Source organism: Streptomyces sp. 8L (assembly GCF_020176795.1).
Taxonomy (GTDB): domain Bacteria; phylum Actinomycetota; class Actinomycetes; order Streptomycetales; family Streptomycetaceae; genus Streptomyces.
Genome location: NZ_JAIUKE010000154.1, coordinates 1 through 14,130, shown reverse-complemented (window position 1 = coordinate 14,130; position 14,130 = coordinate 1). Strand labels below are relative to the sequence as shown.

9 protein-coding genes and 1 pseudogene are annotated in these 14,130 nt (G+C 75.0%); 1 reads left to right on the top strand and 9 read right to left on the bottom strand.

The window, feature by feature from the left end; translation table 11 throughout:
• Positions 1-128 precede the first annotated feature (128 nt).
• The 6 genes and pseudogenes from LCE31_RS14860 to LCE31_RS14835 form a co-directional block, all read right to left on the bottom strand.
• Positions 129-1,070 (bottom strand): FadR/GntR family transcriptional regulator, encoded by a 942-nt coding sequence (locus LCE31_RS14860; protein WP_308042252.1) that lies wholly within the window; start codon positions 1,068-1,070, stop codon positions 129-131.
• Positions 1,071-1,185: 115 nt separating this feature from the next.
• Complete coding sequence (locus LCE31_RS14855; protein ID WP_225014728.1) at positions 1,186-2,964, bottom strand: ABC transporter ATP-binding protein; 1,779 nt, start codon at positions 2,962-2,964, stop codon at positions 1,186-1,188.
• 181 nt (positions 2,965-3,145) lie between these two features.
• A complete protein-coding gene (locus LCE31_RS14850; protein WP_225014727.1) occupies positions 3,146-3,925 on the bottom strand; it encodes an NUDIX hydrolase in 780 nt (259 codons plus the stop codon).
• Between the two features lie 118 nt (positions 3,926-4,043).
• Positions 4,044-5,974 (bottom strand): annotated as a pseudogene (locus LCE31_RS14845) (glycogen debranching N-terminal domain-containing protein).
• Between the two features lie 106 nt (positions 5,975-6,080).
• Positions 6,081-7,514 carry a DUF4192 domain-containing protein gene (locus LCE31_RS14840; protein WP_225014726.1) on the bottom strand — a complete coding sequence of 478 codons (1,434 nt, stop codon included), beginning with the start codon at positions 7,512-7,514 and terminating at the stop codon, positions 6,081-6,083.
• A gap of 480 nt (positions 7,515-7,994) precedes the next feature.
• On the bottom strand, positions 7,995-10,154 hold the full coding sequence (locus tag LCE31_RS14835) for a RecQ family ATP-dependent DNA helicase (RefSeq protein ID WP_225014725.1): 2,160 nt from the start codon (positions 10,152-10,154) through the stop codon (positions 7,995-7,997).
• Positions 10,155-10,695: 541 nt separating this feature from the next.
• Between LCE31_RS14835 and LCE31_RS14830 the strand changes: the two genes are divergently transcribed.
• Entirely contained in the window at positions 10,696-11,322 is a 627-nt protein-coding gene (locus LCE31_RS14830; protein ID WP_225014724.1) for a hypothetical protein, read from the top strand.
• Between the two features lie 198 nt (positions 11,323-11,520).
• On the opposite strand, the gene LCE31_RS41225 is transcribed toward LCE31_RS14830, so the two are convergent.
• From LCE31_RS41225 to LCE31_RS14815, 3 genes are all read right to left on the bottom strand, one after another.
• Positions 11,521-11,892, bottom strand: coding sequence for a hypothetical protein (locus tag LCE31_RS41225; RefSeq protein ID WP_374118471.1), 372 nt, complete (start codon positions 11,890-11,892; stop codon positions 11,521-11,523).
• 462 nt (positions 11,893-12,354) lie between these two features.
• Positions 12,355-13,065, bottom strand: a complete 711-nt coding sequence (locus tag LCE31_RS14820; RefSeq protein WP_225014723.1) for a ribonuclease HII — start codon at positions 13,063-13,065, stop codon at positions 12,355-12,357.
• A 344-nt stretch (positions 13,066-13,409) separates the two neighbouring features.
• Positions 13,410-14,066 carry a histidine phosphatase family protein gene (locus LCE31_RS14815; RefSeq protein ID WP_225014722.1) on the bottom strand — a complete coding sequence of 219 codons (657 nt, stop codon included), beginning with the start codon at positions 14,064-14,066 and terminating at the stop codon, positions 13,410-13,412.
• Between the last annotated feature and the right edge of the window lie 64 nt (positions 14,067-14,130).

Sequence of the window (14,130 nt, the reverse complement as noted above, 5' to 3'; positions counted from 1 at the left end):
CCCACACACCATCCCCCAAATCCCGCCCCCCCCCCCCACCCCCCCCCCCCCGGGGCCCCCCCCCCCCCCCCCCCCCCCCCCCCCCCCGCGCCGCACGGATGCCTCCTCGGCCGGGGCGTACGCGTCGGTCAGTGCTCGCGCGGGGCGGGCACGACGCGCTCGACGTCCGGGTGGACGGTGAGCAGTTGGCGCATCGCGGACTCGGCGAGCGCCCCGTCGCCGGAACCGAGGGCCTCGGCGATCCGGGCGTGGTGCACGAGCGCGCCCTCGGTGGGGCGGTCACAGCCGGTGACCGGGCCGCCGGAGACCTGGAGGGCGGCGCCGACGATGCCGGACAGGTGCTCCAGCATGCGGTTGCCCGCGAGCTGGATCAGCAGGGAGTGGAACTCGGCGTCGGCGCGCGCGAACGTGATCGCGTCGTTCTGCGCGAGGGCGTGGCCCATGATCTCGACCATGTCCACGAGGCGGGCCTGCGCGTCCTCCCTGCCGTGTCCCGCGGCGAGGCGGGCGGCCAGCGGCTCGATCGTCCAGCGCAGCTCGGTCAGCTCGCGGCGCTGGTCGTCGCGCTGCGGCCCGAAGGCACGCCACTCGATGATGTCGGGGTCCAGCAGGTTCCAGTCGCTGACCGGACGGACCCGGGTGCCGACGTTGGGCCGGGCACTGACCAGCCCCTTGGCCTCCAGCACCCGGAGGGACTCGCGCACGACGGTGCGGGAGACCTCGAAGCGCTGGCCGATCTCCTCGGGTACGAGCGGCCGGTCCGCGCCCAGATCGCCCGAGACGATCATCTGGCCGAGCTGCTGGACGAGTTGGCCGTGCAGCCCGCGGCCACGGCTGCCCGCTGGGCGCCTGCCCACGCGGGCGAGATCCACGTCGGGGCCCTCCCAGACGGGGGCGGCCGCCCGGTCGGCGCCGGCCGCCTGGGAGAACGGGTAGCGGTCGAGATCACCCGGTCCTGTCAGGCCTGAATCGGCGGAACGGGCGGAGGTCATCATGGTGTGCGCAAGGGTACTCACGCATCCTTTGTCGGCGTTGCTCCGACCACCCTTGAGGGCTTTGGTGAAAAGCACACGAAAGGGTGATCAGCGCTCACACCTCCATTGACGGACGGTGACTCTTACGCCCGAAAAGACCTTTTGGTCTGGCGAGTTATGGCCACGACGATCGAAAAGCCAGCGTTACCGGTCACCAACGGGCCTTTCGGCGAAGCCCTGTGAACAGGAATGCGCAGAACAGGGCCGCCAGGGACAGCGCGAGAGCGGTGGCCTCAGGGCGGGTGGCGAGCCGGAGCAGCGAGAGGAGCCAGCTGTCCGTCCCATGGGGCCGCCCCAGCCAGCTCAGTTGGCGCAGGCGGTCGACAAGTCCGCCCAGCGGATGGGCCGAAGGACCGGCAAGCACCTTCCTGACCAGCGGCACGACCAGCACCGGAACGGCGACCACCGCGGTGACACCCGCGGCGGTGATCCGGAAGACGCCCGCTCCGAGCAGCCCGGCCCAGGCGCACCCGAGGGCCAGGCCCGACCAGCCGGCGCAGAGGGCCGGCCAGTCGTGCGGGAGCGGTACGGCACCGGCTCCGTAGACGAGCCGGAGCGCGCCGCCGTCCGCGACCGCCGCGAGCAGGGCGAGCAGGACGGCCACCACCCCCGTCACCATGAGCTTCGCGAACAGCAGGCCGAGCCGGCGCGGCACCGTGCCGCGCGCGCCGGCGAGGGCGGGGTGGCGGTACTCGTCCCCGTACGACAGGGCGCCGATGAGTCCCGCGCCCATGGCGGCGGGCGGCAGCGGGAGCAGGGCGGGCCAGGCCGCGAGCAGCCCGGACAGCGGTGTCGTACCGGTGCGGGCGAGCGGCAGGGCGACGGCGAGCGAGACGAGCAGGACGGCCGCGGAGATCAGCGGCGCCGTCTTGACACCGAACATCCGCCGCAGCTCGTAGCGCACGGGGCGCAGCGGGCCGCGCAGGGGGCGGGCCTCCAGCGCGGGCGGCAGTGCGCTGGTGCGGCGCGCGGCCGGGACGGGCAGGCGCACGAGGACGGACTCCCCCTCCACGGGCGGCACATCGTCCTCGTCGCTCTGCCGGGCGGCGGGCACCGGCCCGCTGTCACCGATCTCGTCCGCGAGCTGGTGCACCAGCACACCGTGCCGGAAGGCGGTCTCGCCGATCTCGGGGCAGCTGCTGCCGTAGACGGTGAGCCTGCTGCCGCCGTCGGCGACCACCTCGACGGAGCGGCGGCCCGCGCGCGCCTCCTTGCTGAGCGCGTCGGCAAGACGGGCCGCGTGCGGCGTCCTGATCGCGACACGGGGGCGCAGCCGGGTTCCGGAGAAGGACGCCGCGTCCTGGTCGGCGACGAGGCGCCCGGCGTCGATGGTGACCACCCGGTCGGCGGCGCGGGCCGCCTCCTTGGGGTCGTCGGTCGTGTAGAGGACCGTGCCGCCCTGGACCGCGTGGGCGTGCAGGAGGCCGTGCAGCCAGCTCGTCTCGCGCGGGGACAGGCCGGCGGACGGCGCGTCGAGCACCAGTGTGTGGGGGTCGCCGAGCAGGGCGGTGGCGATGCCGAGCCGGCGGTCCATGCCGAGGGAGAGGTTGCCCAGACGCTCGTCGCGCAGGGCGCCGAGCCCGACCACGTCGAGGAGGTCGTCGGCGCGCGAGGCGGGCACGCCCGCGGCGGCGCACAGCATGCGCAGCTGGCCCCTGGCGGTGCGTCCCGGGTGCCCCGGCACATCACCGAGCAGCACGCCCACCTCGCGTACGGGGTGCGGGATGCGGTGCAGCGGCCTGCCTCTGAAGTAGGCGACGCCACGGCCGTGTTCGAGGCCGAGCATCAGGCGCAGGGTCATGGTCTTGCCGGCGCCGGGGGCGCCGAGCAGCGCCGTGACCGAGCCGGGCCTCGCCTCGAAGGTGAGATCGTCCACGGCGGCCGGCTGGTCGCGACGGGGGGTACTGGTCAGTCCGATGGCCTGGAGCATCGTTCATCTCTCGCAGGGGTTGAGCCCGCTCCGCGGCAGAGCGGGTACCCCAGCAAGATAACGCCATATGTCCGATTTGCAACGGAAGGTGAAGTGTGCTGTGTCCGAGATGCGCCCGTCGCCGAGAACGCGGACTCGGGCCTCCGGCGCCGGTAGGGCCGCCCGCGATCCGGACGCCGCGTCAGCTCTCGGGTCGCAGCATGGGCGGGTTCAGCACCGTCGCGCCACCGGCCCGGAACAGCTGTGCGGGCCTGCCGCCCTGACGGGTCGTCGTACCGCCGGACGGGACCAGGAAGCCGGGCGTGCCGGTGACCTTGCGGTGGAAGTTGCGCGGGTCGAGCGCGACGCCCCACACCGCCTCATAGACCCGGCGCAGCTCGCCCACGGTGAACTCCGGCGGGCAGAAGGCCGTGGCGAGCGACGAGTACTCGATCTTCGAACGGGCGCGCTCCACCCCGTCGGCGAGAATGCGCGCGTGGTCGAAGGCGAGCGGCGCGGGCAGGTCGCCCTCCCGGCCGGCGCCACCCGACCCGCCAAGGAGGTCTTCTCCGAGCAGGTCCCCGACGGGTGCCCAGCGCGCGCCCTGGGCGTCGCCGCCCGCGCGCGGCGCGGGCAGGTCGGGTGCGAGGGCCAGGTGCGCCACGCTGACGACCCGCATCCGCGGATCGCGGCCCGGGTCGCCGTAGGTCGCCAGTTGCTCCAGGTGGGCCGTGCGCGTGGGCTCCGACGAGCCCGCGTCCTGCACGCACAGGCCGGTCTCCTCGGCCAGCTCGCGCGCGGCGGCCTCGGCCAGGTTCTCCTCTCCCCTGACAAAGCCGCCGGGCAGGGCCCAGCGGCCCTGGAAGGGCGGCTCCCCCCGACGGACGGCCAGCGCGCACAGCGCGTGCCCGCGCACGGTGAGCACCACCAGATCGACGGTCACGGCGAACGGGAGAAAAGCCGACGGGTCGTAGGGCGACATGGCGGTGATCATAGTCGTCTGCCTGACGATAAACACTCCTCATGAGGGCGTGATCCCGCCATCGCGGCCAGGCACCGCCCTTTGTCCACCGATCCCGCCGATCGCCTTCCGGCCTTTGTCACGCGCCGAGTTGGAGGCCGTCCGCAGCCTCCTCCACCACACCGAGCCCCTTCCGTCCCACCCGCACGGAGAACGGCTCGCCCGCCACCCGCAGGCCCGAGAGCCTGACCGCGCCGAGCGGCGCCTCGCGCAGCGGACGCACCGCGACCAGTCCCCCGGGGGCGTCGGGCCCGATCCCGGCGAGTGCCGCGACGACATGGACGCCCGCCGCCGCGGCCACCGCCGCGGGCCGGCACGCGGCCGGGTGCGGCACCGGTGCCCCGCCCTCCGCGCGCCGCCGTCCCGCGTACATCTCCGGGAGCCGGTACCCGAACGATTCCGCGGCGTCGAGCAGCCCCCGCAGCAGGACGCCCGCCGCCTGGTGTCCGGCCGCGGCCAGGCCGGAGATCGCGACGGCCGTCTCATGGACCCGGACCGCGCCCGCGCGGTGGCCGAACGGGTTGTGGCCCGGCTCCCTGCCGCCGAGCCCCCGCAGCCCCCACCCGGAGTCGAGGTCCGGGCCCGTCAGGACCTTCGCCAGCAGGGCGCGGCGCGGCGCGTCCAGCAGTCCGCGCGCCCGGCCGCCTCCGGCGGTCAGGCCGGTGTCGAGCAGATGGGCCAGGTCCGCGCTCGGCCAGGGCAGGAGTCCGCCCTCGGCGGTGCGCGCGGCGGCGGGCCTCCCGCCGGACGCGTCGTCGATCCAGAACGTCCGCACGAAGGTCCCGCGCAGGCCGGCGGCGGCCTCCCGCAGGGCGTCGGCCCCGGGCCTGCCGCATGCCTCCAGCAGTTCCGCGCCGAGCAGGGCCGCCCGGTGGGCGTGGGCCTGTGTCGCCGCGCGCCGGGGTCCGTCGGGGCCCGGTTCACCCAGCGGCTGCCCGTCGCCCAGAGCCGTCCGCAGCCAGCGCAGGCAGCGCTCGGCGGCGGGCAGGAGCTCTTCGAGGTCGTGCCCGGGCAGGCCCCACAGCCGCGCCTCGGCGAGGACCACGGGAAAGGCGAGCGTCGCCTCGACACCGGTGCAGCTCGGCGGCAGGTGCGGCCCCGCGTCCCTGAGCGGCCCGGGAATGCGTCCGAGGTCCGCGCCTCCGTCGCGGATCTGTCCTCGGGCGACCGCGCGCAGAGTCGCCGCGGCGAGTCCCGTGCCGAGCGGGAGGGCCATCCGCACCGCCCACAGCGCCTCCGCCGCCGGGGGCCCGCAGCGCCAGGGAACGCCGGCCGCGGGGTAGATGTCACCGGGCCCGCCGGGGCCGCGCTGGAGCAGGGCCCGGAGATCGTCGAGGCTCGCGGCGAACAGCCGCGCCACCCGGGGGTCGTCGCCGCGCGAATCCGCAGCTCGATCGTCCGGGACCCGCCGGGCGGCAACTCCAGTACCCAGCGCAGCAGTCCGGGCGACGCCAGTGCCTCCTGGGGCGGGGGTTCCGCGGTGACGACGGCGCTGCCGCCGTCACCGGCGGCCCACCGCAGTCCCCCGTCGTGCACCGTGGCCGACAGCTCCGGCCCCGCGCGGCCCGCGGCGATCGAGGCGAGGTCGCGGAGGTCGGACCCGAAGGCGATCTCCACGGGGACCCGCCGCGGCCCGGTGGCCGCGCTGTGCACGGTGATCCGCTCCGACCCGTCGGCGTCGCGCAGCCGCTCGACGCTGAGCTCGGGGTCGGGCCCGGTGTCGGCGGGTGTGCGGACCACAGACAGGAAGTGCGCCTGCCCGGCGGCGGCCAGCCTGCCCTGGAGCGCGACCGGTTCACGGTCGGCGACACGCAGCCGGCAGCGGGACAGCACACGGCGCCCTGCCTGGTAGTAGCCCTCGATGCCGGCGCCGGTGAGCTGGCCGTGGTCGGCGCTGACGGCGAGGTGGGGCAGTGCGACGCAGAGCAGCAGCCGGTGCAGCGGGGGCGGTCCGCCCGCTGTCGTGCCGCGCGGAAGGCCGCCTCGTACGGGCGGAGCGGTGAGGGCCATGGGGTCTCTGGTGCGCCTTCCGTGCACCGGGCCGCCGGGGAGCGGCGCGGTTGGTACGAGTCCGACGCTCCTGTGAACGCCCGTGGCGGCGCTGGGGTCACGCTCCTCATCGCTCGCTCGCACGGCCGCGCCTGCCGCCGCGCGGCCGGGAGCGCCGCCTCGCCGCGCCGCCGCCTGGCCGCTCCACCGTCCTGTGCAGGGCGTCCCCGCTGCCGGGCGGGCGCGGCAGCCGCGGCCGCGCCCGGCGCAGCACGCCGCGGGGGACCGCGCGCAGGGCCCGGGCCCGCGGGACGCGCCGGCCGGCCTGACCGAACGCGTCCGCCCTCGCGCCGGCGGGCACCGCAGCGGCCGGGCGCGGGGTCCGTCCGGCGGGGTCCGCGCCGGCCCGTCCGGTCTCGTCGCCGAAGCAGGTACGCATGGCGCTCGCGTCGAGGCCCCGGTTGTACGCCTCGTGCAGCAGCCTGGCGAGCCGGCAGTCCGGATCGACGGTCAGCGCCCGCGACACGGCCACCCGTGCCTCCGGCTCGTCCCCGGCCGCCCAGGCGAACCAGGCCGTGAGGACCAGTGGCGCCGCCGCGTACTCGACGTAGATCCCCGCGCACCGCCGGGCCAGCGCGCGCCACAGCCGCAGGGCCGCTCCCGATCCGCGCTCGTCCGCCCAGGCGGCGGCCTTGTCCCGGGTCTCGCGGTCCTGGAGCCCGAGGACGAGCGCGGCCGCCTCCTCGTCCAGGACGAGAACGTCGTCCAGGGCGTCGGCCTCGGCCTCCGACGCGGCCTCCGTCTCGGGCGCCCCGGACGGCCGCCCCTGGGCTGCCTCCAGACGGCGCACCAGGTCGCGGGCGAGCGTCAGCGTCCTGGCCGCGACGGCCGTTCTGCCGCCGCCCAGGATCTCCGGCACGATCACCCGGCTCGCCGCGTCGAAGGCACGGGCCTGCTCGGGGGTACAGACACTGTCGCGCGGCTGGATACGGCTCTCCATCTGCTTGATCGAGCCGCGCACGCGCAGGCCCGCGTACGTGGCCGCGGCGGCCATCACCGAGGTGCCCGGCAGTACCGTCTCCGTGCCTTCGGGCGGGCAGCAGCGCGCGTCCGGGCAGCAGTAGGACCAGAATCGGCCGTCGGAGACGCAGAGCGCCTCCAGCACCGGCACGTCGAGCGCGCCGCAGGCGGTGCGCAGCTGCTGGGCGAAGGGCCGCAGCCGCTCCATGACCTGACGACCCGACTCGCTCCTCGCCCTATCGGGGTCCTGGCAGAGGAAGACGAGGATGCCGTCGGGCCGGGCGCCGCGCCGCTCCGAGGCCTCGACCGCGTATTCCGCGAGGTGTTCGGCGGCGGGGCGCCACTCCTCAGGCCCGGGCGGGATGCCAAGCCTGAGCCGGCCGCCGAAACGGGCGCGGTCGCCGTGGAGCGTGACGAGGACGACGGAATCGCTGGGCCAGAAGCCCAGGAGGTAAGGCAGCGCGTCGACCAGTTCGGCCGGGCCGCGCAGGGTGATCGGCTGCTCTTCGGCGGGGTCTGTCGTGTCGTGGTGGTTGCTCATGGCATGACCGTCCCGCGGAAGCACATCGCGGCGCGACCCCTGTGGATAACCTTGTCCACAGGCCTGGTCAGGTCATATGCCCGGTCGCCCGGGTCGGACTGGCCTGGCTCGCACCGGCCTGGCCTGTACCGGCCCGGCTGGTATGCGGACGGTGTGCCCTCTTGCCCACGCGGCGACGCGCCCCGCCCGCCAGGTCGCGACGCCGACCGCTTCGACGCCGCGATCCGCGCCCGAATCCGGGAGACCCGTCCGTCGGTCCGGTCAGCGAGGACTCGCGGGTGAGCGCGGCGCTGCCCGCCCCGAGCCGGGCAGCCCACCCGGCACCGCCCGCCCCGCGCCCATCGCGAGAGCGACGTTGTTCGCGGCCCGTCCGGCTCCTGTCCGCAGCCCGCCTGCGGCCCCTCCGGTCCCGCCCGCATCGAACGGAAGCCGCTCGCCGGCTCAGCCCGCCGGCTCAGCCTGTCAGCTCAGCCCGCCGGCTCAGCCCGCCGCGGCGAGGACCAGCGGCAGCACGGGCCCGCTGCCTGCCCGGCGGAGCAGGCGGGCGGCGACCGCGAGGGTCCAGCCGGAGTCCGTGGAGTCGTCCACGAGCAGGACGGGGCCGGCGTTCGCGGACAGGGCGTCGGCCAGTTCCCCGGAGACGGCGAAGGCGTCGGACAGTGCCTTCAGGCGCTGGGCGGAGTTGCTGCGGCGCACCGCGTGCGCACCGCCGGCCCCGGCATACGCGAGGGCCCCCAGGTAGGGCAGACGGCCGACGGTCGCGATCCCCCGGGCGAGGGAACCGACCAGTTCCGGGCGGGCCAGCGACGGGACGGCGACGACCCCGACCGGCCGGGCGGTGGAGTCGGGTCCGTCAGCCGCCCAGCCGCCGGGAGAGCGGGCCCAGTCCGCGAGGACCGACACAGCGGCCCGCAGGACATCGTCGGGGACCGGTCCGTCGGGCGCGTTCTCCGCGAGCAGTGGGCGCAGCCGGTTGCCCCAGCCGATGTCCGAGAGGCGCCCGAGTGCGCGCCCCGTCGAGCACTGTTCACCGGCCGGGATGCGCCCCTTGAGCTCGACTCCCAGTGCGGGCATCCCCGTCGGCCACATGCGGCGCGGTTCGACCTCGACGCCCGGCCGGTCCAGTTCCTTCGCCGCGCCCGTCAGCGTCTCCTCCGAAACGGAGGAGTCGGCCCAGGCGCCCGCGCAGTTGTCGCAGCGGCCGCAGGGCGCTGCCCCCTCGTCGTCCAGCTGCCGCCGCAGGAACTCCATCCTGCACCGGGACGTGCCCACGTAGTCGCGCATGGCCTGCTGCTCGGCGGCACGCTGCCGCGCCACCCACGCGTAGCGTTCCGCGTCGTACACCCAGTCGGCCCCGGTGGCCGTCCAGCCGCCCTTGACCCGCTTGACCGCGCCGTCCACGTCGAGCACCTTCAGCATCGACTCCAGCCGGCTGCGCCGAAGATCCACGGCCGCCTCAAGGGCCGGCACGGACAGCGGCCTTCCCGCCTCCGCGAGAGCCGAGAGCGTGGCCCGCACCTGCGCCTCGGGCGGAAAGGCCGTATCGGCGAAGTAGCGCCAGATCGCCTCGTCCTCCCTGCCCGGCAGCAGCAGTACGTCGGCGTGGGCGACGCCACGGCCCGCCCGCCCCACCTGCTGGTAGTAGGAGATGGGCGAGGAGGGTGAGCCGAGGTGGAGCACGAAGCCCAGGTCGGGCTTGTCGAACCCCATGCCGAGCGCCGACGTCGCGACCAGCGCCTTGACCCGGTTCTCCTGGAGGTCGGTCTCGGCTTGGAGCCGCTCGGCGTTCTCCGTCTTGCCGGTGTACGCGGCCACGCGGAAGCCGCGCTGTCGCAGAAAGGCGGTGGCCTCCTCGGCCGCGGCGACGGTGAGCGTGTAGATGATCCCCGAGCCCGGCAGCTCGTCCAGGTGCTCGGCGAGCCAGGCCAGGCGGTGCGCGGCGTCCGGCAGCCCGACCACGCCGAGGCGCAGGCTCTCCCGCTCCAGCGGGCCCCGCAGCACCAGGGCCTCGCCTGCGCCGGTGCCCAGTTGCTCGGCCACGTCCGCGGTGACCCGCGCGTTGGCGGTCGCCGTGGTCGCGAGCACCGGCACTCCGGCGGGCAGCTCGGCGAGCATCGAGCGCAACCGGCGGTAGTCGGGACGGAAGTCGTGTCCCCAGTCGGAGATGCAGTGCGCCTCGTCGACGACCAGCAGTCCGGTCGTGGCCGCGAGCTCGGGCAGCACCTGATCGCGGAAGTCCACGGAGTTGAGGCGTTCGGGACTGACGAGGAGGACATCGGTCTCGCCGCGCTCCACTTCCCCGTAGATGGTCTCCCACTCCTCCGGATTGGCCGAGTTGATCGTGCGCGCCCGGATGCCGGCCCGCGCCGCCGATTCGACCTGGTTGCGCATGAGCGCGAGCAGCGGCGAGATGATCACCGTGGGACCCGAGCCGCGCCGGCGGAGCAGGGCCGTCGCGACGAAATACACCGCCGACTTGCCCCAGCCGGTGCGCTGCACCACCAGGGCGCGCCGGCGCTCCCGTACCAGGGCCGCCACCGCCTGCCACTGGTCCTCGCGCAGCCGCGCCGGACCGCCGGGGTCGCCGACGAGCTCGGCGAGGATGGTGTCGGCTTCGGTGCGGAGCTCCAGGTTGTCCATGCCCCCATGCAACCCGATGACTCCGACAATCGGCCACCTCACCCCGCGTGACGGCCGTCCGTCCCCGGAGGAGTCGGGCCCCGCAGGTGTGTCGGTGCGGACTCCCCTCGGGGGAACGCGGACACTCCCCGGAGGAACAGTGCTGCCCCGGGCGGCGCGGGCGCGTTGTCCGTACGGGCGCGTTGTCCGTACGGACACGCCGCGGACGGGTCCCGGAAGAGCGGCGGCGCCCGGATGTGCGCGGGCGCGGGCCGGCCATCACGGGGGCCGCAGCACAGGGCTGGTCCCTCTGGTCCTGGCCGTCCGGGCGTGACGCCAGCCGTGGTGTGCGCCGCCGGCTGTCACCCGGGGCGACGAATATGGCGTACATACCAGAGCATTACGGTCACCCGGCTCAATTGCTCGTTGCCGCATGACGGCTGGGCGGCGAGAATCGGTAGTGCCTCCGTATCCTCCCGCTCGCGCCCCCCGAGCGGCTCTGTGCGGTGCGCCTCCTACTGGACCATGCATGCCGCGTGGACGCGTCTGCGAAGGGAGAATCGTGACCTTCGGATTCGCTTCGTCCGCAGCCGCTCCGACCGGCCGTGCCGGGGGGCGGCCCAGCCATCTGGTCCGCATCCTGGAACCCTCGGAGTGGGCCGCAGCCGGTATTCCGCTGCTGCGCAGCCCGCGCGAGATCGTCGGCGGCCTGCACAGCAGGCACCGCCCGGTGCCCGGCACGGCGGTGGTGGCGGTGCTGGACCCGGAGGAACGCCTCGTCGCCAGCGCCTCGTTCGCACGCCGCGCCGCGCAGGAGGACGGCTGGGAGTTCCGCAACGCGCTCCTCGCGCATCTGCGCCGCGTCATCCCGCACGACCTGCGGCGCCGTACGCCGGTACGTACCGCCGTCCTGCTCTACTGCCGCGAGGGCGACGAGCGGTGGACGGAGGAGGACGGGGCGTGGATGTGGGGGCTGCGGGACGCCTGCACTTTGCACGGCCTGCGCTGCGGCGCGTACATCACGCTGACGGCCGGCGGCTGGCAGGTGCTGGGCGAGGGCCGGGGCGGCCGTCGGCCCAACTCCCGCTCGGCTCCCGTCGATCTCGCGTCCTCGGCAGGGCACGCCACCACGCCGCCGGCCCGCTCGGGCGGCGGCCCGGTCGCGCTGCACCGTACGGCAGCGCGCTGAGCGGCGGCGGGCCCGGCGCCTCACCGCCCGGCCGCCTCGCCGCCCGGTCGCCCGGTCGCCCGGTCGCCCGCACCGAACGCCGCGCGACCGCATACGTAACGTACGGTCGCGGTCGCGCGTACAACCCGGCCATCGTCCCGTACGCGCACAACCCGGCCGCCGGCCCCCTCAGGGCCCGGCCCCCGGGTCAGGTACGGCTCAGACGCCCGCGCCGAGCACGGAGTTGATCCGTTGCGGGTCGCCGCACACGATGAGCAGCGCCGAGGCGCGCTTGAGTGCCGCGGGCAGCACACGGGAGACGGTGTCCTCCCCGCCGTTGACGGCGACGACGACCACGGGACGGGGACGTGCCCGCTCCACGGCAGTACCGTCGGCGAAGAAGACGTCTTCCGCGGCGTCGTGCTGCGCCCAGTAGGACGCCTCGCCGAAGGACAGCTCGTGCGTCGCCCACGGGTGCTGCTCACCGGTGGTGAGCACCAGGACGTCGCCGGGCGCGCGGCCCGAGTCGAGCAGCATGTCGACGGCCTCTTCCGCGGCGTCGAGCGCTCCGTCCGCCGGGGCGGGGATCAACTGGATCTGGGGTGCGGTGGCGGGCGCGCTCCGCGCAGGCGCCTGGGGCTGACCTGCGGACCCGTGCGAGCGCTGCGCCGGCGGCGCCGCCGGCCTCGCGGGGCGGGGGCCGGGGGGGGGGGGGCGCGGGGGGGGGGGGGCGCCGGCGGCGCCGCCGGCGGCGCGGGTCGCGGCCCCCCCCGGCCGGCCGGCGGGGTGGCCGCCGATCGCGGCCCGGGGACGGGACGCGGACCGGGTACGGGACGAGGGGTCGGCGCGGTGTGGCCTGCGGCCGGTGTCGCGCGGGGACCCTGGGCTCTCTCGGGAATCTGAGGCTCCTCGGGGGTGAGAGGCATGACTGGATGTCTATCAAACGCCGGCCTGGACAGCGTCGGCGGGTGGGTACATGTGTGCCTATGTCTGCGGCTGTACCCATGTGTCTGCGGCCGTAAGGCACACGGACGGGAGGCTTTGTCGGAAGTTTCAGAAATCGAGACCGAGTTGGACCCCGTCCTCGCTTGCGGCCGTATCCGCCAGGATGCGGGTCTTCTTCAGATGACGCCATCGGGGCAGCGCGTCGAGATAGGACCAGGACATCCGATGGTGCGGTGTCGGCCCCCATTCCTCCAGCGCGGCCCGGTGCACCGGCGAGGGATAGCCGGCGTTGTCGTCGAAGGCGAACGGCGTGTACTCGGCGGCCGTGGCCCCGAGTTCGGCCATCATCGCGTCCCTGCGGACCTTGGCGAGCACGGACGCGGCCGCGACGGACACGCAGGACTGGTCGCCCTTGATGACCGTGCGGACGCGCCAGGGCCCGCCCAAGTAGTTGTGTTTGCCGTCGAGGATCACCGCGTCCGGGACGACCGGCAGCGCCTCCAGGGCGCGTACCGCCGCGAGCCGGAGCGCCTCCGTCATCCCGAGGTCGTCGATCTCCTCGGGCGAGGCGTGTCCCAGCGCGTGGCAGGTGACCCACTCGTGCAGCACGGCGGCGAGTTCGCCGCGGCGCTTCGGGGTCAGGAGCTTGGAATCGGTGAGTCCCTGCGGCGGCCTGCGCAGTCCGGTGACCGCGGCGCACACCGTGACGGGCCCCGCCCACGCTCCACGGCCGACCTCGTCGATACCCGCTACGGTCTTCGCGCCCGTGGTGGCGCGGAGCGAGCGCTCGACGGTGTGCGTGGGTGCTTCATACGGCATGGCGCTCGCTAGCGTACGCCGCTCGAACCGACCGCGACAGCCGGGGTACCCACCATGTGGACCATGGCACCCAAGGCCCGGCACGCGGGGCCTTCTTGGGTCCCCGCCCGCGCGGGCGGCCGTCCGCGTACCGGAACCGGGCACGCGCTGCACGCCCGGCCGGGCCGTGCCCCCGGTCGACGTAGTGGCGCCGGGCGAAGGAGTGAGCGAGCGCGGTCCTGGCCGACGCGACATGGTCGCGGGCGGCGGGGCGGGTGCGACGCCGTCGCACCTCCAAGGCACCGCACCCCGCAGGGCCTGCACGGCGAGCGCCTGTCCGGATCACGCGCCGGCCCCGACCGGCGTCAGGCGACGTCGTACCGCTGCGGTTCACGCCACTTGGCGAAGGGCCGGTCCAGCGAGTAGCGGCCGTTCTCGCCCAGCAACAGGGTCCTGGTCTCCGCGTTGCCCGGGTTGGCCAGCGCCTCGAACTCGGCGACCGACCAGTGGAACCACCGCATGCAGAAGAGCCGCATGGTGAGGCCGTGCGTGACGATCAGCACGTTCGGCGGTGAGTCCGGTTCCTCGAACCCACGGTGCAGACTCTCCAGGAACGCGCCGACGCGGTCGTACACGTCGGCGCCCGACTCCCCCTGCGCGAAGCGGTAGAAGAAGTGCCCGTAGGCGTCGCGGTAGGCCTTCTGCTGCCGTACGTCCTCGCGCTTCTGCCAGTTGCCCCAGTCCTGCTCGCGCAGCCTCGGCTCCTCCCTGACCCGGACCAGATCGGAGTCGAGTCCGAAGGCCCGCAGCGTCTGGTGGGTGCGCCGGTACGGCGACACGTAGACGCTCACGCGCTCGCGCCCGAACTCGGTGCGCAGCCGCTTCCCGGTCTGCTCGGCCTGAAACTCTCCGTGCTCGGTCAGACTCAACGCGTGGTCGGGCACGCGCTCGTACACCGAGTCGTCGGCGTTGCCCTCCGACTCGCCGTGCCGGACGAGGACGATACGTCTGGGTCGTGCCATGCCATCGACCCTAAGGGCGCCGAGGAGAGCGTGCCGCCCCGCCCCCGTACGCGCCGGTCCCGGC

Coding starts and splice junctions, on each gene's coding strand:
- LCE31_RS14855 (WP_225014728.1), bottom strand. CDS start 2,964: ATGCTCCAGGCCATCGGACTGACCAGTACCCCCCGTCGCGACCAGCCG.
- LCE31_RS14850 (WP_225014727.1), bottom strand. CDS start 3,925: ATGTCGCCCTACGACCCGTCGGCTTTTCTCCCGTTCGCCGTGACCGTC.
- LCE31_RS14840 (WP_225014726.1), bottom strand. CDS start 7,514: ATGAGCAACCACCACGACACGACAGACCCCGCCGAAGAGCAGCCGATC.
- LCE31_RS14835 (WP_225014725.1), bottom strand. CDS start 10,154: ATGGACAACCTGGAGCTCCGCACCGAAGCCGACACCATCCTCGCCGAG.
- LCE31_RS14820 (WP_225014723.1), bottom strand. CDS start 13,065: ATGCCGTATGAAGCACCCACGCACACCGTCGAGCGCTCGCTCCGCGCC.
- LCE31_RS14815 (WP_225014722.1), bottom strand. CDS start 14,066: ATGGCACGACCCAGACGTATCGTCCTCGTCCGGCACGGCGAGTCGGAG.